A 19,340-nucleotide genomic window follows, 5' to 3' on the forward strand; every position below is an offset into this window, starting at 1 on the left:
TAAGGGTCCTTCGGCATTGGTCGACGGCACAGCAGCCTGCACCTGACACTGTGCAAAAGCACAAAGACAGCCGCGCTACACTCCCCGAGACTGCTCAAGGCGAGCGCCGGCACAGGCGACGCGGTGACAACCATAACAACAGAGAACCCGATCATGGCACACAGCCCCGCCCCTGACCAAGGCATCGAGATCACCCGCAACGCGCTGTACCGGCGCATTACCCTGCGGCTGATCCCGTTCATTTTCATCTGCTACCTGTTCAACTACCTGGACCGCGTCAACGTCGGCTTCGCCAAGCTGCAGATGCTCGACGCGCTGAAATTCAGCGAAACCGTATACGGCCTCGGCGCCGGCATCTTCTTCATCGGCTACGTGCTCTGCGGCCTGCCCAGCAACCTGGCGCTCAACCGCTTCGGCCCGCGGCGCTGGATCGCGCTGATGATGATCGCCTGGGGCAGCCTGTCCACCTGCCTGCTGTTCGTCACCACCCCCACCGAGTTCTATGCCCTGCGCCTGCTCACCGGCGCCGCCGAGGCGGGCTTCTTCCCCGGCGTGGTGCTGTACCTCTCGCGCTGGTTCCCGGCGGACCGCCGCGGCCGCATCATGGCCCTGTTCATGTCGGCGATCCCGGTGTCCGGCCTGCTCGGCGGACCCTTCTCCGGCTGGATCCTCGAGCACTTTGCCGCCGGCCAGCATGGCCTGGCCGGCTGGCAGTGGATGTTCCTGATCCAGGGGCTGCCCACCGTGGTGCTCGGCGCGCTGGCCATCGTGCTGCTCAGCGACGGCTACCAGACTGCCAAGTGGCTGAGCCCGGCCGAGTGCCAGCTGATCGAGGCGGACCTCAAGGCCGACGCTGCCAGCAAGCCGGCCACCCGCGGTGACAGCGTGCTGTCGGTGCTGACCAACCCGCTGATCTGGACCTTCGGTTTCGTCTACTTCTGCATCCAGAGCGGCGTCTACGCCATCAACTTCTGGCTGCCGTCGATCATCAAGAACATGGGCTTCGACAACCCGCTGCTGATCGGCTGGCTGAGCGCCATCCCGTACCTGTTGGCGGGTGTGTTCATGATCCTGGTCGGCCGTTCGGCGGACCTGCGCAACGAGCGCCGCTGGCACCTTGTGGTGCCGATGCTGATGGGCGCCCTGGGCCTGCTGATCGCGGTGAACTTCGCCGGCAATCCGCCCATCGCCATCCTCGGCCTGTCCATCGCCACCATGGGCGCGCTGACCGGCCTGCCGATGTTCTGGCCGATGCCCACCGCGCTGCTGACCGCCGGCACCGCCGTGGCGGGCCTGGCGATCATCAACTCGGTGGGGCAGATGGCCGGTTTCCTCAGCCCTTACCTGGTGGGCTTCATCAAGGACCAGACCGGGTCGACCGATGCGGCGCTGTATGCGCTGGCGGGGTTGATCGTGGTCGGCAGCCTGGTGGCGTTGCGGGTTTCGCGGGGGGGTAATGCCGTGTTGGCGGGAGCCCGCTAGACAGCAGACAACCTCATCGCGGGGCAAGCCCGCTCCCACGCCAGTAGCCAGCCGGCACAGGATCTGTGGGAGCGGGCTTGCCCCGCGATGGTCATAACGCTAGTTACGAGGCTTCCACCCCGCCTCGTGCAACGCCGTCAGCAGCGTATCCCCCTCCAGCGCCGGCACCACCAACCCACCCTTGCCCTGCATCGTCCGCCCCGCCAGCAAGGCATTGACGATCGCCTCCTCCACCGCCTCCGCCGCCGCCATGAACAACCCCGAGATATGGTCGTTGTTGAGCATTTGCACGCCTGTGCACTGGGCCAGCCCCTTGCGCCCGTAGTCAGCGGGCGGCAATCCCTGGTTGCCGGTGGAAAACGCCAGGAAGATATCGCCGCTGGAGTCCTCGGTACCGCCACCGGTGCGGGCGATGCCGATCGACGCCCGCTGCGCCAGGCGCTGGCACTGGTGCGGCAGCAAGGGCGCGTCGGTGGCGATCACCACCACGATAGAACCCATCCCCGGGGTCCCCGCCTCGGCCTCGGCGAAGGGCGACTGCAGGTGACCCAGCTGGCGCCCCACCGGATAGCCGTCGACCCGCAGCTCGCGTCGCTGGCCATGGTTGGCCTGGACCAGGACGCCGACCGTCCAGCCCCCCTGCCCGTCCTCCAGGCGCCGCGAGGCGGTGCCGATGCCGCCCTTGAACTCGTGGCAGATCATCCCCGTGCCACCGCCCACCGGGCCTTCCTGCACCGGGCCTGACTCCGCGGCCTGCTGCGCCTGGCGCACCTGCGCCGGCGTCACGTGCTGGCCCCAGATGTCATTGAGCAGGCCATCGTAGGTTTCCATCACCACCGGCATGCACCAGTACACCGCGTCGTCCGGCAGACGCTCGCGCTCGGCGGCGATCAGCGCGTCGCGCACCACGCCGACGCTGTGGGTGTTGGTGATGGCGATCGGCGTGGTCAGCAGCCCGGCCTCGCGAATCCACTCCAGCCCCGTGGCGTCGCCGTTGCCGTTGAGCACGTGGCAGCCGGCGAAGCACGGCTGCTGACGGGCCGCGCCCGCGCGCGGCTCGATCAGGGTCACCCCGGTGCGGATCGGCGCCGGGCGTTGTTCGTCGATCAGGGTGCTGTGGCCGACCCGTACCCCTGGAACGTCGGTGATGGCATTGAACGGGCCCGGGGTGCCGTGGCCGAGGGTGATGCCCAGTTGACGCGCACGCATGTGTACTCCTTGGATGCTCACAATTTCTGGAAAGTCGGGCTGAGGCGGCCGTGGGTGCTGTACAACACCATCGACACGGCCAGCAGCCCGAGAATGATCAACAGGTCGCGCAGCGATGCCTCGCGCAGCAAGGTCACCAGCAGCCAACCGGCGCCGCTGACCGCCAGCAACGCCGGCAACGGCCACAGCGGCATGCGGTACGGGTGCTCACGGTCGCGGCGCAGCACCCGGCTGCACAGTGCGCAGGCCGCCACCACCAGGTAGATCAGCAACAACAGCAGCACGGTGAACGAAGTCAGTTGTTCCAGGCTGCCGGACAGGCTCAGCAACGCCGACGGCACGGCCAGGAACAGGGTCGCCAGCCACGGCGATTCCCAGCGCGGGTGGATCAGCGTGAAGGCGCGGTTGAGGGTTGGCGTCCAGATCGCATCGCGGCCGCTGCTGTACACCACCCGGCCGACCTGGATGACGATGGCGACGATGGCGTTGAACACCGAGAGGAAGATCCCGGCACTCACCAGCCGCGCCAGTGTCTGGTTGCCGTGGGCAGTGAGCAGGTAACCGATCGGGTCGCCGCTGGCCAGCATCGCCTGCAGCGACGGCGCGCCAATCAGCAGCGCCGCCAGCGGAATCACCTCGATCGCCACCACGACCACCAACGACCACAGCACCGCCCGGTGCACGGTACGGCCACGGTCCTTCATGTCCTCGGCCAGCAGCACCGCGCCACCGTAGCCGTTGAAGGCGAACAGGGCCATGCCCACCGCCCCCAGCACCAGCGCCCAGGGCGCGACGACCAGGCTGCCCTGCTCGAGCATCTGCGGTTGCAGCAGGCTTGCCACCGGCTGGCTGGCGTTGCCGAAACCCAGTGTCACGATCACCAGCAGCGCGGCGACTTCGCAGAACAGGAACAACCCGGTGATCCAGGCGTTCAGGCGAATATTGAGAATGCCCAGCGCATAGCTCGACACCACGATCACCAGGGCCACCGCCTGGGTGTCGAACCTGGTGCCCAGGGCGTTGTTCAGGTAGGTGGCGGCACCAGCGGCGAGCACCGGCGGGATGAACAGCATCGAAGCCAGCACGGTGAGGAAGGTGGCGTAGCCGGCCAGCCCGCCGAACACCCGCTTGGCGTACACATATTCGCCGCCGGCGGAGCTGTGGGCACGCCCCAGCTCGGCGTAGCACCAGGCGAACATCAGCGCCAGGACCGCCGCCATGATGAACGAGAGAAAGGCGCCGCTGCCGGCCTGCTGGATGGCGAACGGGGCGATGACGAACACGGAACTGGCCGGGGTCACCGCCGACACGGTGATGGCGACCACGTCGAACACCCCCAGCCGTTGCTGGAGTGCGCCCGTGGGCGCTGTGCTGGAGCTCATGGCGTTTTTCCTCTGGTTGTTATTGGTTGTGAGGGGAAAACCGGTCACGCGGCCGCTGGACCTGGGCTGGACTGTAGGCTGGCGCAGCGACTGGGCCAATTACCTAAAGGGGGTACGCCTCTTGACGGGGAGCAGGAAACCTCACAAGACTGCGCAATCGCAGGTTGAATTTTGTGGGAGCGGGCTGGCCCCGCGATGGCGTAGCGTCAGGCAACCCTGCAATATCGCGGGGCAAGCCCGCTCCCACGCCCCCCTCATTCCAGCCAACTGACTAGTAACAGTCGCCAGCAATGGGGTCTCATGCACAACCTGTTCACCGAAGCCAGCACCCACGCAGGCCTCGCCCGCACCGTCGAACAGATCGGCCAGCCGCGTTTCTGGCGCCAGTTGATCCTGCTGTTGCAGCAGTGGCTGGTGTTCGACAACGCCCTGGCGATGTTCTACCCCCGCGCCGGCCTGCCCCGGGCGCTGGAGATCTTCGATGCCCGGGGTGAAGGCAACCCCGAGGCCATGGCCCTGTACCTGAGCGGCCTGTACCAGCTCGACCCGTTCTACCAGGCCTGCCAGGAGCGCATCGGCGACGGTCTGCACAGGCTCGAGGAAGTGGCACCGGACCAGTTCCGCCAGAGCGAGTACTACCTCAAGTACTTTCACGACCATGTGCTGGAAGACGAGGTGCAGTTCATCGTGCAGTTGGCTGACAGTGGCGCCCTGTCGCTGTCGCTGGGACGCCGCGAGCGGTTCGACAGCGCCAGCCATGGATTGCTGGCGGTGGTCTGCCCGTGGGTGGTTGCGCTGATGGCCCAGCACTGGCTGCAGCAGAGCCTGCGCCCGACGCCCGTGGCAGGCATGGCCCATCAGGTGCGCGACGCCATGAGCCTGTTCGGCGCCAAGGTGTTGTCCGAGCGCGAGCTGGAGATCGCCCGGCTGATCCTGCGCGGCTATTCATCCAAGGCCATGGCCGAGCGCCTGGCCATTTCCCCGGAAACCATCAAGGTCCATCGTCGGCATCTCTATGCCAAGCTGGATATCTCGTCGCAACCGGAGTTGTTCTCGTTGTTCCTGCAATCGCTGGGGCATGATCCGCAGGATCCCTGAGCCCGCCGCACAGCGTTTGCCAAGACGCTCACGGACGCGCCGGATCTGCCAGCCCCTGCCAGGCACGCAGCACGGCATAGCCACGCCAGGGCCGCCAACCCTGCGCAGCCTGTGTCGCGGCCTTGGCGCTGTTCACCCCCAGCGCCTTCTGCAGTGCCACGTCACCCGCCGGAAACGCATCGGGCCAGCGCAACGCGCGCAAGGCGATGTACTGGGCCGTCCAGTCGCCGATGCCGGGCAAGTCCCGCAACTGGGCGCAGGTAGCCGCGACATCGACACCGGGGCTCAGCAGCAGGCGCCCCTCCCCCACGGCCTCGGCCAAGCCCTTGAGGGCGGCCTGGCGCTGGCGCGTGATGCCCAGTCGGCCAAGGGCGTCACCACTGGCCGCCGCCAGGCTGGTCGGTGTGGGAAACAGACGGTCCAGCGCTGCAACGGGCGTCTGGATAGACTCGCCAAAAGCCGCGACAAGGCGCGCGCCCAGCGTGCGCGCAGCGGCCACGGTGATCTGTTGGCCAAGCACGGCACGCACCGCCAGCTCGAAACCGTCCAGCGTACCGGGCACACGCATGCCTTCGCTCGCCGGGAACGTCGCCTGCAACACACTGTGGATCGCCACCGGGTCGGCATCCAGGTCGAACGCGGCCCGCACGCGGTTGATCAGCGTGGGCAAAACGCCTGCCAGGCTGTCACTGATGGTCACCTGCGCCTGGGCACGCTGGTCGTCAAGGCTCACTCTCAGCCAGCCGCTGCACGCCTGCTGGCCCTGCACAAGGCGCAGGGTGCGCATGTACTGCCGGCCCTCCACCCATTCCAGGCCCGGGATGGCGCGCAGGCGCAGGAAGCCCAGCATCGCCTCCACGTCATAGGGCGGGCGCCAGCCCAGGCGAACGCTCACCCCTTGCCCATTGGCGGTCGAGCGGGCGCGACGCAACGTACTGGGATTCAGGCCATAGTGCTGGGAGAACGCATCGTTGAAGCGCCGCACACTGCCAAAGCCACTGGCCAACGCCACCTGGGTCATCGGCAGCTGCGTGTCGGCGATCAGTTGCTTGGCCGCCAGCAGCCGACGTGTCTGCAGGTACTGCAGCGGCGAAACCCCGAAATGCGCCTCGAAGATGCGTCGCAGATGGCGGTCGCTCACCCCCAGGTGCCGGGCGATATCGACCATCGTACGTACGTTCTGCGGCTCGTCCAGCATGCGCGCCGCCTGCACGGCCAGGATGCGCGAGGCATCCTCGGTGCTCCACGCCACCGCACGCGGCGCCAGCTCAGGGCGGCAGCGCAGGCACGGCCTGAAACCCGCCGCCTCGGCCTGGGCGGCATGCCGGTAGAACCGCAGGTTGTCACGCCGTGGCGTCTTGACCCGGCACACCGGCCGGCAATAGATGCCGGTGCTGGTGACCGCGGCGAAGAAGGCGCCATCGAAGCGCGCATCGTGCGCCTTGAGAGCCAGGTAGCAGGCATCGCTTTCGGGGGAATCGATGAGGTTGGTCATGAGCGACATCCTATGCCCTGGATGCGCTTGAGGCTCGCCATTTTCGGACATATGGCTCGCAGGGCTTCCCCTGTCTTGCAGACAACAAAAAATCCGATGCCTTGCGGCATCGGATTCTCATCGATCGATCACATCGGCAGGCCTCGACTGCCGGGCATCAGGCACGTCTGCCCGATGCAGGTTCGATCAGGCGCCGGTCGGTGCCTTGCGGGTGCGTGCGGGCGCCTTGGTGCCGTTGATCAGCGGCCCGTAGCGTCGGCTGAACTCCTGGTTGTAGGGCACGTGGTCCTTGTTGACCCCATTATCCCAGTTGACCGACCAGGTCATCAGGCCCTTGATCGACACGCCCTTGGCGTACAGGCGCTTGAACGCGTTGGTCACCGCCGTCGGGTTGACCACATAGCCGGTGGCGGCGGCATCGACGTTGGCCGGCAGGCCGATGACGAACTTGTCGGCCGGAATCCGGGTGAAGCCGCGGGTGCCGCTGACCAGGCTTTCGGTCAGGTAGAAGAGGAAGTCCTCTTTGAGCGCATCGTTGTTCTGGGCGATCCAGGCGCCCCTGCCGTTGTTGGCCTCCTGCACCCACAACCCGTCGCCACCCTGGTTGTAGAACTGCGGGGCGATGAAGTCGTAGTAGCCCTCCAGTGCCTTGAGGTAGTCGACGTAGCGCCCGGCGCTGGTCAGGTAGGGGAACTCCGGTGCCATGCTGATGATGAAATGCTTGCCCTCGGCGGCATAGTGATCCTTCACCAGCTTCAGCGCGGCGGGCAGGACGGTCTTGTTGGCGGCGAAGTCGATCGCGCTCTGTTCAAGATCGATGTCCAGCCCGTCGAAACCGTAGGTTTCCACCAGGCGGATGATTTCATTGGCCAGCGGCTGTTCGTGGCCCGGGTTCAGCGCGATATGCGCATCGGCACCGCCCAGCGACATCAGCACCGCCCTGCCCTGGCTGTTGAGCACGCCGACCTGACGGCGGAACTCGGCATCGGACAGGTTGTACGGCTTGAAGGTCGGAATGCCGCTGCCCTTCATGAATGCCACGGCCACCACGTTGTAGTCGCGCGGCACCTCCTCCAGGCTCATGTTGGCGAACTGCCCGCGCTGGTAGCCGTCCGCAGGGCCCGCCGGCCAGTTGTGCCAGTAGCCCATGAGGATCTTCTTGCCCTCGAGGCTGGGCATGCGCGAGGCGGCGTCGTCGCGCGCGGCCTTCAGTTGGGTAAAGTCAATCTTTGACATGTTCCAATCCTTTAGAACGTGTGGAAGATCCGCGGACTTACTTGAAGTCGACGTCGAAGGCCTGGTAGAAGGCGTTGCCGGTGTTGGCGACGATCCACATCAGGACGATCACATGACGGCCCTTCTTGTTGGCCGGCAGCTTCACTTCGTGGTCGACCTTGGCCTTCAACTCGCCGGCATGGCTGTAGTACGGCACCTGTGGGTAGAAGTCCTCGGCGAACGGCTTGTCCTCCAGCTGCGCACGGCTGATGCGCTGTTTCGGATCCCAGCCGTCCTTGGTGATCAGCCAGCGGTAGCCGCGGGTGGTGTGCGGCGCGGTGTAGCGCCAGGTCACCTTGAACAGCTGCCCGGGGTCGACGTTGACCAGCGGCCAGGTGAAGGCGCGGTTGAGCTTCTTGCTCATCTCCTCGTCGGTGAAGTTGACGCAGTCGCGGGCGTCGGTCTTGCCACCGCTGAGGATGTAGCCGTCGGCGGGCGGGGCGACGCTCGGGTTGTCCGACTGGAACGGTGCGGGGAACGGGCCGGCCGCCAGGGCCGGGAAGTTCTTGCCGCCTTCCATTTCGTCGACCTGCCAGCCGCTGAGCACGCCGAGGTCGATGGCGACGGCGCCGCGGGAGGCCGGAGAAGTGACGCGGCCGTGGCGAAGTGGGTTCTGGTTTTGTGGTTGGTTCATGTTCATAGCTCCATTTGATTTGAGAACTCTCCCTTTCCGAAGGAGAGGCCTTCAAACTAACGGAGCTGGATTTAATGTCCACGGGGCGATTTTGCGCACCGAAGCCGGGCGTTGGAAGAAACCCCAATGAATACTGGATATTCATACAGTATCGCTATGCTTCTCCTACCCATCATGGAGCAAATCACCTACATGCCCAGGCGGCGCATGGCCCTGTAGGAGCGGCCTTGTGCCGCGAAAGGGGCGCGCAGCGGCCCCAGGTTCTGAGTCATCCTCGAAATTGCCGGGGCTGCTTCGCAGCCCTTTCGCGGCACAAGGCCGCTCCTACAAGGGATTGCGCATGGCCTGTGGGACTGTCAGCCGACCAGATAGCGCCGCCGCTTCGACCGGTAGTTCGCCGGATCCAGGTGCGCGGGCAGCCATTGCCCGGCCTGCGGCTTGAGGTAGTTGCCGGTGCTCCCGGGCCGGGCCTGGTACTTCGCCGCCAGGTAGCGCGCATAGTGGTGATCGAACAGGCGCATGAACTCGCCGAAGTAGATGTCCGCCACCCGGGTATCGCCGTGGATCACCAGCATGTTCTCGTCGTTCTTCTCCTGGGAGGCGGCGCTGAAGTTCGCCGACCCGGTCACCACCGTGGGCTGCTCGCCCAGGGGGTCGACCAGCAGGTACTTGGTATGCACGTAGTCGTTGCTGTTCAGCGGGTTGTCACGCTCCTTGAGCGCGTTGGTCAGCGGGTTGTCCTCCCCCAGGAAGCTGCCGGCGGCAAAGATCACGTCACCGTCGGTGCCGATGTTCTCGGTCTTCCTGAGCGGGTCGTCCTTGATCACGTAGCGCAGCACGTCGTTCTGCGCCTGGAGCACCTCCTGGAACTCCCGAGCGATCTCGAACGCGGCGGTAAAACACACCAGCTGACGGGCTGCGCCGGCCAGGTCCGCGTACCACTGCAAGGTCTTCTGCGCCTGGGGCGTTTCCTTGCGCTCGCGGGGACTGAACAGCGGGTAGGTGCCCGGCTGCAACGGCAAGGCGGGCAGCGGGGTAGCCTGGGTATTGGGCGCACGCAGCCTGGCTGGGGTCATGTTCTGTTGCAGCCGCGTCCAGTAGTCCAGGTATTGCCGGGCGATGATGGGGTCGTGGACAACATGGCCGACATTGGAGTGGCCGAAGATCCCGCCAGCCGAGATATTGGTCGAGCCGGTCCAGACGCTGACCGGCTGGCCATCCTTGAGCAGCACGATGAACTTGTTGTGGCGGATGCCTTCGCTGACCGTGCGCGGATGCACCCAGGCCTGCAGGCCGGCCTGCTCGATGGTGCCCAGGTTGTTCGCCTTGTACTTGCTCTGGGCATCGAAGACGACCTGCACGTCGCCTTCACGGGCGGCCTCGCGCAGGGCCTGGGCGACCGGCAGGTACTGGAACTCGTAGAATGCCGCGCGCAGGCCCATGCCTTTCGCGCCGCCGCGCCCGATGAAGTCGAGCAGGGCCTCGTACAGGCCCCGCGAAAGCCATTTCATCGGTTTGGAGGCCGGCGCATCGGGATCGGGAGCGACGTTATCGAATTCCCTGGCATAAGCCTGGGAGCCGATCACGCCGCGGTTGAAATGGATATCGTGCCTCAGGCCCTCGCCGCCCGGCGCAAGCGTGGGCTCACAGCGCACGCGCACCGCGACGCCTCGGGCGTCGTCGATGCGCAGGTTCCTGGGCTCGCCGAACACCGGCTGCACCGTGTAGGCGTACTCCCCTTCGGGCGCGACGGTGTAGTCGGCCCACAGGAAACTCTGGATCGGATGCTCGCTGGTCGGCACCAGCGTGCCCGGTGGCAGCCCCTTGTCCTTGTCGGCGAAGCGCTTGAGGCCGCGCAGATAGTATTGGGTCCGCAGCTTGCCGGCCGCGTCGAAGTACCGACGGTGTACGGCAAAGCCCAGCAGGTTCTGCTCGCCGACCAGGGTCTCGAGGCTCGGCGGCGTGACGAAGTCCCAGGCCAGGAACACGACATGGGTGCCGGCGATGGCCCGTACCCGCAGATAGTTGCCAGTGGCGGATGCTCGCATGGGTGCACTCCTTGCAGGCCGGTTACTGGAACGGCGTCCTGACCTTGATCTGCTGATTGTCGGGGGTCCCGCCGCTCGGGCACGGGATCGCAGCGAGCTGCTTGTCCAGGCACACCCAAAGCTCCTTCAGACGGTTGCCCGAACCCACCGAGACCCGCAGGCTCTGTGCCGGCAATGCAGGGTTGCGGGCCAGGAAGGCCTGCTTGATGTCGCTGACCTTGGCGTTAACCAGTTGATTGGGGCCAGGGTTGCTGCCGAGCATGGCTTGCGTGTCGGGACGGCGCAGCGTGTCGTACACCCGCTGGATATCGGCGAAGTAGCGGTTGGCGGACGACCAGCCACAGGTGCCGTGGGCCTGCCATTCGTTCTGCATCAGGTCCGGCCCCGGCATCATGCACAGGTGCTGCCTGACCAGTGGCGCCGGCAGCGAGCCGACGCTCTGGCAGTTGCGAGGATGGTCCTGGTTGGACTTGGCATAACGGTTCTGCGGCCACAGGCCATGCACCACCCATTCGAAACGATTGCCCGAGAAGCACTGGAAGGCATGCTTGTCCCGTTGCGCCTTGGGCTTGTTGCGCTGGCTCTCGCAGTGCTCCGGCGACCAAGACAGCACCAGCGCCAGGTAGTCGGTGGGCAAGTCCTTGTTGACGTAGTCCACCGGGCGCACCGGCGCGGGCTCGACGGCGTCGGGCAACGCGCAGATTTCCTCGGCGAAGATCGGTGAGGTGGCGGCCAGCCAGCCCCAGAGCAGCGTTCTGACCCAGGCGCAATGCCGTGGTGATCCTTGCATGATGACCTCCTTGTCGGGTTCGACAGGCTCCGTGCCTGTCGCTCGTACAACCCCGTCAGGTGATGGTGTAGCGCGAATATGACGATTCGTCAGTGGCGCTTTGTTGTATCGTTCGTCCCTGCCGTACCACCAGGCGCCAATGAAGCGAAAAAACATGAACCGTCGTAAAAAGATCAACCAGCTGTTGAAAGCCCACGCCAAGAAGGCCAACGCCAAACTGGCGCCGAAAAACCGCAACACCTACATCTCCAAGGCCGACCGGCTGAAACTGGCGGCCGAAGCCAGCCTGGGCGCCGAGCAGGCCACCGCAGACAGTGCCTCCCCCGCACAGCCCTGAGCCTGATAATGACAACACCTGCCGATAGAGCGAGCGATGCAATGGACCTGAAATTCAGCCACGTGGATGTGCTGGTCGCCGATCTGCAGGCCGCTTGTACCTACTACGCCCAGGTGCTGGGCGCCGAGATCTCGCGCACGCTCGTCTGGGAGCGCGGCGGCCTGCATGTGCACTACGCCATCGCCCGGATCGGCCAGGAGCGTTTCATGCTGGTGCAGCCGCTGGCGGGCAACCTCAAGGACCTGCTCGACAGCCATGGCGAAGGGATGATCTACCGCCATTGCTACTCCACGCCGGACATCGAACAGGCCTATGACCAACTGACGGCCAACGGCATCCAGCCCGAGGACGAAAACGGCAAGCCACTGGCGCGCGAGCACCTGCAGTCGCCTGCCGGTGCCCGCATCATCTGGCTGCCGAAGCGTTTTGGGCATTTCTCGATCGAGATCATCGAGGCACAGGCGCTCGAAGCCTTCATCGAGGAGGCGTTCCTCCCGCAAGCCTGAATCAGAATGCGTACTGCACCCCGACGGTCGAGGTGACCGGCGTATCCCGGCGAATGATCGGGCTGTGGCGGACCTGGTCGGTGTAGTGCATCACGTTCACGCTGGCGATGGTCGACCAGTGCGGGTCGAACCGGTGCATCCACGACAGCTCGCCCGAGTAGGCATAGATGCCCTTGTCCGCCTTGAATCGATCGAAATCGGTGTTGTCGCTTTGCTGGGCAGTGACGCCGAAGTAGGTCTGGTTGTACTTGGCCTGCCCCGCATGCGCATTGAGGCCCAGGGTGACCATGTCGGCATCGCTCTGGTGCAGCGTGTTCAGCAGGCCGAACTGGTAGCTGTTGCCGCGCTTGTAGCCACCGGTGCGCAACTCGGCTCCGGCGGTGACCGCCAGCCAGGGCAGGACCTGCTGGGCCAGGTCGATGTTGACCACCGTCGCTCCCCCTACCGCCCCCATGCCTTTCAAATCGTCCGAGCCAGCGCGGTACTTGCTGTCACCGTCGGCACGGCCGAAGTCGTAGCCGAGCGAGAGACTGGCGCTGAAGCCGCTGTCGAACTGATGCTGGACGCCCAAGCCCTTGAGGCTGTCGGCGAAGAAGATGCCGCGCTGGAGGGTCACCGATGGCAACAGGTGGCCCTGGCTGCCCTTCGCGCCCATGTAGCGCGGCGCGGCATGCAGGGCGAAGCCTGCGGTGACCTGGGTCTCGTCGCCCCAGATGATGTCCGGCGCAGTCTTTTCCTGGGCACTGGCCTGGCTGCAGGCAAGCGCCGCGTTGAGGGCAAGCGAAGTGCCCAGTATCTTCCTGATGGACGTTGATTCGAACATGATCATGACTCGCTGGATAAGGTTTTCGACACTGCGGGAAACGCACCGGGATTGCCCGGCGCATTTCAACTGGCGCGCACTCTAGCGAGGGTCTGTCAATGTTCCTTCCAGCGATTGTCAAGGTCGTGTGAAGATGGCTGAATTTTCCAGGTAGGCCTCAGCTGTCCTGGCCCAGCACATAGCGGTCGAAGTGCTGGATATGCTCGTCGAGGTTGTCCTCGAGCATCATCCGGTACTGCTCGCAGAAGTACTTCAACAACTCCTCCCGCGCCGCGGCCATCTCCTGCGCTGACTTGAAGCTGCGCGCCGTCATCCAGGCGTTGAAGCGACTGGCGGCGAAGGTCATCGAAGCGCTGACCTTGCCGAGGTCTTCGAGCTTCTCGATCTGCTGGTTGGCCAGCTCGATATGCGCATCAGCGCGGTCGTAGAAGGCCTGGTCGGTGGCTTGTGCCATGGCGGTATACCTATTGGAGATGTTTGTCTCAGGCCGTCTTGGCCTGAACAGTGAACAGCCGGCTCATCAGGCGCGCACAGTTGGGTACGGCCTGCATCCCCAGACCGATAGATTGAGGCGGCGACTGTAACAGAATGCTGTCCTGCCCCGGATACAAGGCTCGAAATCCCTGCCTGTGGGAGCGGGTTTATCGGACCGCCGCACCGCCGCGAACACCGGCAGAGCCGGTGCCATCCACCGCGCCGCCTGCTTCGCGGGTGAACCCGCTCCCACAGAGGTCCCTTCGCCTTAAACCGAGCGCAGGTTCAAAGGGCTCGGATCAACAGACTGCCGCGCATCGTGGCCACAGGCGACGAAATCCTCCTTGCGCAGCACCACCAGCGCCACCAGCGACGCCACACCGGTGCCCACGTAGAAGTACCACGGCGCGGTGATATCCCCGGTCACCTTGATCAGCCAGGTAGAGATCAACGGCGCGCTGCCGCCGAACACCGCCACCGGGATGTTGTAGGCCATGGCGATGCCGGTGGAGCGGATCCGCGTCGGCAGCAGTTCGCTCATCAACGCGTAGGTCGACGAAGCGTACAGCCCGAACAGGATCGCCACCGCCATCAGCGGCCAGAACAGGGTGGCCGGGGTGGCGCCGGGCGCGGTCTTGAAGAACCAGTACATGGCCAGGGTCGCCAGGGTGCCGATCACCATCAGGAACGGCTTGCGCCCATAGCGGTCGGTGAAGGCGCCGCCCAATGGCATCACCAGCGCCGCCGACAGGCTGGCGACGAACACGTAGAGCAAGGTGGTGCCGCTGTCGAACTTCAGCGTGTTGGACATGTAGGTCGAGGCGAAAGTCAGCACCAGGTAGAAGATCGAGCTGTGCAGGGTGATGATGAAGAACACCAGGGCGATCGAGCGCTTCCACTGCCATACCTCGCGCAGCGGCGCCTTGGAGGTCTGCCCGGCTTCCACCAGGGCGAGGAACTCGGGGCTGTCCTCGAGCTTGAGGCGAATGTACAGCGAGATGAAGCCCAGGGGACCTGCGATCAGGAACGGGATCCGCCAGCCCCAGTCCTGCATCAGTTCGGCGCCCAGCGCCCAGGTCATGCCATTGGCCACGGCGCCGCCCAGCAGCAGGCCGAGCACTGCGGTGACCATCAGCCAGCAGGTGGCGAAGCCGCGTCGACCGGGGCCGGCGTATTCGGAAATGAAGCTGGTGATGGTGCCGATCTCACCGCCGGCAGAGAAGCCCTGCACGCAGCGGATCAGTACCAGGATCACCGGCGCGGCGATGCCGATGCTGGCGTAGGTCGGCAGCAGACCGAGCAGGAAGGTGGAGCCGGCCATCATCACCAGCACCGTGATCAGCGTGCGGCGACGGCCGATCTTGTCCGCCAGCGGGCCGAAGAACAAGCCGCCCAGCGGGCGGATGAAGAAGCTCAGGGCAAAGGCCGCGAAGCTCGCCAGCAGGCTGCTGGTGGGGTCGTCGGAAACGAAGAAGGCCTTGCCGATGTACAAGGCCAGGAAGCCGTAGACGCCGTAGTCGTACCACTCGATCAAGTGGCCGGTGGTGGCGCCGATAAAGGCCCGGCGCCGCTGGCGCTGGGTGTTGCCGGGTGACATGCCCATGTCGGGAACTCCTGTCGTGGTGCTTTCCATGAAAGATGCGGGTCAGTGGCTGGCGAACGCCCCGTCGGGGTCCTGCAGCCACTGGCGCACCTGGGTCTTGAGAATCTTGCCGTAGCTGTTCTTCGGCAGCTCGGCGCAGAACAGGTACTTCTTCGGTTTCTTGAACGAGGCCATGCGCGCCAGGAACCATTGGTTGAGCGCCTGGGCATCGAGGCTGCCCGGTGTGCGCGGCACGACGAAGGCCACCACCGACTCGCCCCACTCGGCGTCGGCCTCCCCCACCACGCAGGCCTCGAACACCTCGGGGTGCTGGATCAGCACTTCCTCGACTTCGCGCGGGTAGATGTTGCTGCCGCCGGAGATGATCACATCCTTGCTGCGGTCGGTCAGGCTCAGGTAGCCGCGCTCGTCGAGGTAGCCGATGTCGCCGGTGCGCAGCCAGCCGTCCACCAGGGTCGCCTGGGTGGCCTGCGGATCATTCCAGTAACCCTGCATCACCACCGGCCCGCGCACGCTGATCTCGCCGGGTTCGCCGGCCGCCAGCGGCTGGCCCGCGCCGTCCACCACGCGCACCTCGACACAGGCCTGGGCCCGCCCCACCGAGGCGGCGATGGCGGGCCAGTCGGGGTGCTCACGGTCGGCGATGACCTCACGCGACAGCGCGCTGATGGTCATCGGGCATTCGCCCTGGCCGTAGATCTGCACCAGGCGCGGGCCGAAGGTGTCCAGGGCCTCGCTGAGGTCCGCCAGGTACATCGGGCCACCGCCGTAGACGATGGTCTTGATGCCCGCGCCGTCATAACCCTGTTGGCGGGCCTGCTCGACCATGCGCTTGACCATGGTCGGCGCGGCGAACAGGCTGACCTGTCCCAGGGTCTGCGCCAGGCCGAACAGCTCGGCGGCCTGGAAGCCCCGGGACTGCGGCACCACGTGCCGGGCGCCGCAGCGCACGTGGACGAAGTTGTACAGCCCGGCGCCATGGGACATCGGCGCGGCGTAGACCACGGCATCGACGGCGGTTACCGGGTCGACGTCCAGCGGGTAGCACAGCGACATGGCGACCAGGTTGCCATGGGACAGCATCACGCCCTTGGAACGCCCCGTGGTGCCGGAGGTGTAGAACAGCCAGGCCAGGTCGCTGTGCTGACGCGGGTGCGGCTGCGCCAGTTGATCGCTGTCGAGCGCGCCGGGCGCGGCCAGGACAGGCGCAGCCAGCTCACGGCAGCCGACTGGCAGGGTCGCGCTGTCGAAGAGCTCGCCCTCGTCGGTATAGATCAGACGCGCCCCGGCATTGCCGGCAATCCAGGCCGCTTCCAGGGCGTGCAGCTTGCTGTTGATCGGCACCGCCACCGCCCCGCTCCACCAGATGGCGTAGAGCAGTTCCAGGTAGACGCAGCTGTTCTTCATCAGCAACGCCACCCGGTCGCCCGGTTCGATGCCATGCACGTCACGCAGTTCCAGTGCCCGTGCCCGCACCTGGGCGGCGAACATCCGGTAATCGGCCACCTGACGCTCCCCGTCGAACAGCGCCGGACGCTCGGGCCAGCGCTGGGCTGCATCCTGCAGCCAATGGGCGATGTTCATCCTCAGACCCTGACCGCTTGCAACACGCTGGCATAGTTGGCCACCGCCATGCCGCCCATGTTGAACAGCAGGCCGAACTCGGCGTTGGGCACGCCCAGGCCGATGGGCTTGCCGGTCAACTGGGCGAAGCCCAGGGCATGCATCGACACCCCGGTGGCGCCCACCGGATGGCCCTTGGCCTTGAGCCCGCCGGACAGGTTCACCGGCAGCCGTCCGCCCTGGCGCACGATGCCGTCGTCCAGCGCCCGGTGCCCCTCGCCCCTTGGCGCCAGGCCCATGGCCTCGTAGATCAGCAGTTCGGCGATGGTAAAGCAGTCGTGCACCTCGGCGAAGCTCAGGTCGTTCAGGGTCACCCCCGCCTCGCGCAACGCCCCGTGGATCGCCCGTTGCGGCCCCTCGAAGGCCAGCATGTCGCGACGCGACAGCGGCAGGAAGTCGTTGACCTGGACCATCGAGCGGATCGCCACCTGGCGGCGCATCGAGCGGGCGCGCTCGGGCGAGGCCAGGACGATCGCCGCCGCGCCGTCGCTGATCAGCGAGCAGTCGGTCAGGCGCAGGGGCGCGGCGATCAGTGGGTTGCTTGGCGACACCTGGTTGCAGTGCTCGAAATCCATCACCCGGTGCATCTGCGCCAGCGGGTTGGCCATGGCGTTGGCGTGGTTCTTCACGGCGATGGCCGCCATCGACGCCAACGGGCTGTGGTAGCGCTCGGTGTACTGCTGCGCTACCTGGCCGAACAGCTGGGCGAAGCTAAGCCCGGCTTCCGCCAGGTCGTTCTGGTAGCCAGCGCCGGCCAGCGCCCGGGTGACCTCGACCGTGCTGTTGCCGGTCATTTTCTCCGCGCCGACCACCAGCACCAGCTCGGCGGCGCCGCTGCGGATCGCGTTGATCCCGGCCTGGATCGCCGCCGAGCCCGAGGCGCAGGCGTTTTCGCAGCGGGTGGCGGGCTTGAAGCGCAGTTGCGGGTCGGCCTGTAGCATCAGCGAGGCCGGGAAGCCGTCGGCCACCAGGCCCGAGTTGAAGTGGCCGAGGAACAGCGCGTCGATCTCGGCGGCGTCGATGGCCGCGTCCTGCAGGGCATCGCGGGTGACCTGGACGATCAGGTCCTCGAGGTTCAGGCCATCCAGGCGGCCGAAGGGACTGTGCGCGGCGGCGACGATGGAGATGGAATCGTGGAGCATGGTGGTTTTCTTCTGTCCTTGAAGCGGGTATTGCATACAATGTGGCAGTACCCGAATCCCACGCTAGTTGGGGCAACTACGTACGCGAGTAAGTAGTGAGCCGTACGGGACACCACCACAAGCACCAAGGCAGGAAGCCTGATGACCGTACCCACCCACGCCTCCCCGGACCTCGAACGCCTGGCGTTCCAGGTTTCACCGGCGCCGCAACTGATCACCGGCCACCGGCGCATGCTTGACTGCAACGAGGCCTTCTCCCGGCTGTTCGGCTATACCCGTGAAGAACTGCGCGGGCATCTGACCTTGCTGCTCTACCCTTCCCACGCTGATTACCAGAGCATCGGCGAGCGCAGCGAGCACTGGCTGCGCAACGGGCTGGGCGCCTTCTACTCCGACGAACGCTTCATGCAGCACCGCAATGGCGAGGTGTTCTGGGCCCGGGCCCAGGGCTTCACGCTGACGGTGGAGGATCCGTTCAAGCTGATGATCTGGCATTTCGAACGGCTCGACCGGCAGCCGGCGCCGACGGTGCAACTGACGCCACGCGAGCGGGAGATTTCGTTGCATATCGTCAATGGGCTGACCTGCAAGGAGGTGGCGCGGCGGTTGGGGATCTCGCATCGGACAGTGGAAGTGCATCGGGCACGGCTGATGAAAAAATTGCAGGCGAAGAACAGCGCGGAGTTGGTGTCGAAGATCATTTTCATCAGTTGATTGCGGGTCATCAGCAACCCGCAAACAGGTCGCTTGCCTGAACGGACCCTACCTTTGCAGCAGGGCCACCATCTCCTGGTATCCGCGCTGGCGGGCATGCTCCAGCGCGGTCACGCCATCCTTGTCGGCGATCCGTGGATCCGCCCCGGCCGCCAGCAGCCGGCGCACGATCTCCACATGCCGCGGGCCGCCATCGCCGAGGATCACCGCCTCGAGCAGCGCGGTCCAGTGCAGGCGGTTGAGATGGTTCACGTCGACGCCGGCATCGATCAGCAGCTGCACGGTCTCGACATGGCCGCGCTCGGCCGCCGGGATCAGCGCGGTGCCGCCGTAGCGGTTGGTACTCCTCAGGTCGGCGCCATGGGCCAGGGTCAGGCGCAGGATGTCGTTCAGCCCGCGGGCGCCGGCATACAGGTAGGGGCTGTCGTTGATATTGTCCTTGGCGTTGACGTCGGCCCCGGCCTCGATCAGCACCTTGGCCACATCCACCTGGTTGGCGTGGGTCGCCACCAAGAGCGCGGTCTGGCCCTGCTCGTCGCGGGTGTCCGGCGGTGCGCCCTGCTCCAGCAACTGGCGCACGACTGGCGCATCACCCCGTTGGGCGGCATCGAGCAAGGCGGTGTTCATGGTCGTGGTCTCGGCATGGGTGGCAAGGCTCAGGCTCAACAGCAAGGCGGCGAACGGCAGGCGCATGGGCATCGGTTC

Annotated in this window: 18 protein-coding genes; 5 read left to right on the forward strand and 13 right to left on the reverse strand. The window is 65.8% G+C overall.

Annotated elements, in window-relative coordinates:
* Positions 1-153: 153 nt before the first annotated feature.
* On the forward strand, positions 154-1,482 hold the full coding sequence (locus ACZ899_RS08350; RefSeq protein WP_234561431.1) for an MFS transporter: 1,329 nt from the start codon (positions 154-156) through the stop codon (positions 1,480-1,482).
* Positions 1,483-1,581: 99 nt separating this feature from the next.
* Here ACZ899_RS08350 and ACZ899_RS08355 read toward each other — a convergent pair whose 3' ends face one another.
* Together ACZ899_RS08355 and ACZ899_RS08360 are read right to left on the reverse strand one after the other, a co-directional pair.
* Positions 1,582-2,691, reverse strand: a complete 1,110-nt coding sequence (locus ACZ899_RS08355; RefSeq protein WP_234561432.1) for a DmpA family aminopeptidase — start codon at positions 2,689-2,691, stop codon at positions 1,582-1,584.
* 17 nt (positions 2,692-2,708) lie between these two features.
* A complete protein-coding gene (locus ACZ899_RS08360) occupies positions 2,709-4,073 on the reverse strand; it encodes an APC family permease (RefSeq protein WP_234561433.1) in 1,365 nt (454 codons plus the stop codon).
* Positions 4,074-4,373: 300 nt separating this feature from the next.
* On the opposite strand from ACZ899_RS08360, the gene ACZ899_RS08365 reads away from it, so the two are divergent.
* Positions 4,374-5,171: a helix-turn-helix transcriptional regulator gene (locus tag ACZ899_RS08365; RefSeq protein ID WP_234561434.1), complete on the forward strand. Its 798-nt coding sequence runs from the start codon at positions 4,374-4,376 to the stop codon at positions 5,169-5,171.
* A 28-nt stretch (positions 5,172-5,199) separates the two neighbouring features.
* Here ACZ899_RS08365 and ACZ899_RS08370 read toward each other — a convergent pair whose 3' ends face one another.
* The 5 genes from ACZ899_RS08370 to ACZ899_RS08390 all read right to left on the reverse strand — a co-directional run bounded on the left by ACZ899_RS08370 (position 5,200) and on the right by ACZ899_RS08390 (position 11,413).
* Positions 5,200-6,666 (reverse strand): AlkA N-terminal domain-containing protein, encoded by a 1,467-nt coding sequence (locus tag ACZ899_RS08370; RefSeq protein WP_234561435.1) that lies wholly within the window; start codon positions 6,664-6,666, stop codon positions 5,200-5,202.
* A gap of 186 nt (positions 6,667-6,852) precedes the next feature.
* A complete protein-coding gene (locus ACZ899_RS08375) occupies positions 6,853-7,902 on the reverse strand; it encodes a chitinase (RefSeq protein WP_050706034.1) in 1,050 nt (349 codons plus the stop codon).
* 37 nt (positions 7,903-7,939) lie between these two features.
* On the reverse strand, positions 7,940-8,575 hold the full coding sequence (locus ACZ899_RS08380; protein WP_203647037.1) for a lytic polysaccharide monooxygenase auxiliary activity family 9 protein: 636 nt from the start codon (positions 8,573-8,575) through the stop codon (positions 7,940-7,942).
* A 356-nt stretch (positions 8,576-8,931) separates the two neighbouring features.
* A complete protein-coding gene (locus ACZ899_RS08385; RefSeq protein WP_234561436.1) occupies positions 8,932-10,623 on the reverse strand; it encodes a phospholipase D-like domain-containing protein in 1,692 nt (563 codons plus the stop codon).
* Between the two features lie 22 nt (positions 10,624-10,645).
* Entirely contained in the window at positions 10,646-11,413 is a 768-nt protein-coding gene (locus ACZ899_RS08390; protein WP_234561437.1) for a ribonuclease T2 family protein, read from the reverse strand.
* Positions 11,414-11,567: 154 nt separating this feature from the next.
* On the opposite strand from ACZ899_RS08390, the gene ACZ899_RS08395 reads away from it, so the two are divergent.
* Positions 11,568-11,750 carry a DUF2986 domain-containing protein gene (locus ACZ899_RS08395; protein ID WP_234561438.1) on the forward strand — a complete coding sequence of 61 codons (183 nt, stop codon included), beginning with the start codon at positions 11,568-11,570 and terminating at the stop codon, positions 11,748-11,750.
* A gap of 41 nt (positions 11,751-11,791) precedes the next feature.
* A complete protein-coding gene (locus tag ACZ899_RS08400; RefSeq protein WP_234561439.1) occupies positions 11,792-12,256 on the forward strand; it encodes a VOC family protein in 465 nt (154 codons plus the stop codon).
* Between the two features lies 1 nt (position 12,257).
* Here ACZ899_RS08400 and ACZ899_RS08405 read toward each other — a convergent pair whose 3' ends face one another.
* The 5 genes from ACZ899_RS08405 to ACZ899_RS08425 all read right to left on the reverse strand — a co-directional run bounded on the left by ACZ899_RS08405 (position 12,258) and on the right by ACZ899_RS08425 (position 17,921).
* Positions 12,258-13,079 carry a MipA/OmpV family protein gene (locus tag ACZ899_RS08405; protein ID WP_234561440.1) on the reverse strand — a complete coding sequence of 274 codons (822 nt, stop codon included), beginning with the start codon at positions 13,077-13,079 and terminating at the stop codon, positions 12,258-12,260.
* Positions 13,080-13,236: 157 nt separating this feature from the next.
* Complete coding sequence (locus ACZ899_RS08410; protein ID WP_110737748.1) at positions 13,237-13,533, reverse strand: DUF3144 domain-containing protein; 297 nt, start codon at positions 13,531-13,533, stop codon at positions 13,237-13,239.
* Positions 13,534-13,821: 288 nt separating this feature from the next.
* Positions 13,822-15,156 (reverse strand): MFS transporter, encoded by a 1,335-nt coding sequence (locus ACZ899_RS08415; RefSeq protein ID WP_203647050.1) that lies wholly within the window; start codon positions 15,154-15,156, stop codon positions 13,822-13,824.
* 42 nt (positions 15,157-15,198) lie between these two features.
* Positions 15,199-16,740, reverse strand: coding sequence for a class I adenylate-forming enzyme family protein (locus ACZ899_RS08420; protein WP_234561441.1), 1,542 nt, complete (start codon positions 16,738-16,740; stop codon positions 15,199-15,201).
* Positions 16,741-16,742: 2 nt separating this feature from the next.
* A complete protein-coding gene (locus ACZ899_RS08425) occupies positions 16,743-17,921 on the reverse strand; it encodes an acetyl-CoA acetyltransferase (RefSeq protein ID WP_203647052.1) in 1,179 nt (392 codons plus the stop codon).
* A 141-nt stretch (positions 17,922-18,062) separates the two neighbouring features.
* Here ACZ899_RS08425 and ACZ899_RS08430 point away from each other — a divergent pair, with 141 nt between their 5' ends.
* The gene (locus tag ACZ899_RS08430; RefSeq protein ID WP_203647054.1) at positions 18,063-18,635 is read left to right on the forward strand and encodes a LuxR C-terminal-related transcriptional regulator; all 573 of its coding nucleotides are present in this window, start codon (positions 18,063-18,065) and stop codon (positions 18,633-18,635) included.
* A gap of 48 nt (positions 18,636-18,683) precedes the next feature.
* Here ACZ899_RS08430 and ACZ899_RS08435 read toward each other — a convergent pair whose 3' ends face one another.
* Positions 18,684-19,328 (reverse strand): ankyrin repeat domain-containing protein, encoded by a 645-nt coding sequence (locus ACZ899_RS08435; RefSeq protein WP_203647056.1) that lies wholly within the window; start codon positions 19,326-19,328, stop codon positions 18,684-18,686.
* Positions 19,329-19,340 lie beyond the last annotated feature (12 nt).

Source organism: Pseudomonas sp. TE31087, from assembly GCF_057284075.1.

Bases quoted from the DNA above. Each gene is read 5' to 3' on its own strand.
- ACZ899_RS08350 (WP_234561431.1), top strand. From the start codon at position 154: ATGGCACACAGCCCCGCCCCTGACCAAGGCATCGAGATCACCCGCAAC.
- ACZ899_RS08365 (WP_234561434.1), top strand. From the start codon at position 4,374: ATGCACAACCTGTTCACCGAAGCCAGCACCCACGCAGGCCTCGCCCGC.
- ACZ899_RS08390 (WP_234561437.1), bottom strand. From the start codon at position 11,413: ATGCAAGGATCACCACGGCATTGCGCCTGGGTCAGAACGCTGCTCTGG.
- ACZ899_RS08370 (WP_234561435.1), bottom strand. From the start codon at position 6,666: ATGACCAACCTCATCGATTCCCCCGAAAGCGATGCCTGCTACCTGGCT.
- ACZ899_RS08360 (WP_234561433.1), bottom strand. From the start codon at position 4,073: ATGAGCTCCAGCACAGCGCCCACGGGCGCACTCCAGCAACGGCTGGGG.
- ACZ899_RS08385 (WP_234561436.1), bottom strand. From the start codon at position 10,623: ATGCGAGCATCCGCCACTGGCAACTATCTGCGGGTACGGGCCATCGCC.
- ACZ899_RS08355 (WP_234561432.1), bottom strand. From the start codon at position 2,691: ATGCGTGCGCGTCAACTGGGCATCACCCTCGGCCACGGCACCCCGGGC.
- ACZ899_RS08425 (WP_203647052.1), bottom strand. From the start codon at position 17,921: ATGCTCCACGATTCCATCTCCATCGTCGCCGCCGCGCACAGTCCCTTC.
- ACZ899_RS08420 (WP_234561441.1), bottom strand. From the start codon at position 16,740: ATGAACATCGCCCATTGGCTGCAGGATGCAGCCCAGCGCTGGCCCGAG.
- ACZ899_RS08415 (WP_203647050.1), bottom strand. From the start codon at position 15,156: ATGGGCATGTCACCCGGCAACACCCAGCGCCAGCGGCGCCGGGCCTTT.
- ACZ899_RS08380 (WP_203647037.1), bottom strand. From the start codon at position 8,575: ATGAACCAACCACAAAACCAGAACCCACTTCGCCACGGCCGCGTCACT.
- ACZ899_RS08400 (WP_234561439.1), top strand. From the start codon at position 11,792: ATGGACCTGAAATTCAGCCACGTGGATGTGCTGGTCGCCGATCTGCAG.
- ACZ899_RS08430 (WP_203647054.1), top strand. From the start codon at position 18,063: ATGACCGTACCCACCCACGCCTCCCCGGACCTCGAACGCCTGGCGTTC.
- ACZ899_RS08405 (WP_234561440.1), bottom strand. From the start codon at position 13,079: ATGTTCGAATCAACGTCCATCAGGAAGATACTGGGCACTTCGCTTGCC.
- ACZ899_RS08375 (WP_050706034.1), bottom strand. From the start codon at position 7,902: ATGTCAAAGATTGACTTTACCCAACTGAAGGCCGCGCGCGACGACGCC.
- ACZ899_RS08395 (WP_234561438.1), top strand. From the start codon at position 11,568: ATGAACCGTCGTAAAAAGATCAACCAGCTGTTGAAAGCCCACGCCAAG.
- ACZ899_RS08410 (WP_110737748.1), bottom strand. From the start codon at position 13,533: ATGGCACAAGCCACCGACCAGGCCTTCTACGACCGCGCTGATGCGCAT.
- ACZ899_RS08435 (WP_203647056.1), bottom strand. From the start codon at position 19,328: ATGCGCCTGCCGTTCGCCGCCTTGCTGTTGAGCCTGAGCCTTGCCACC.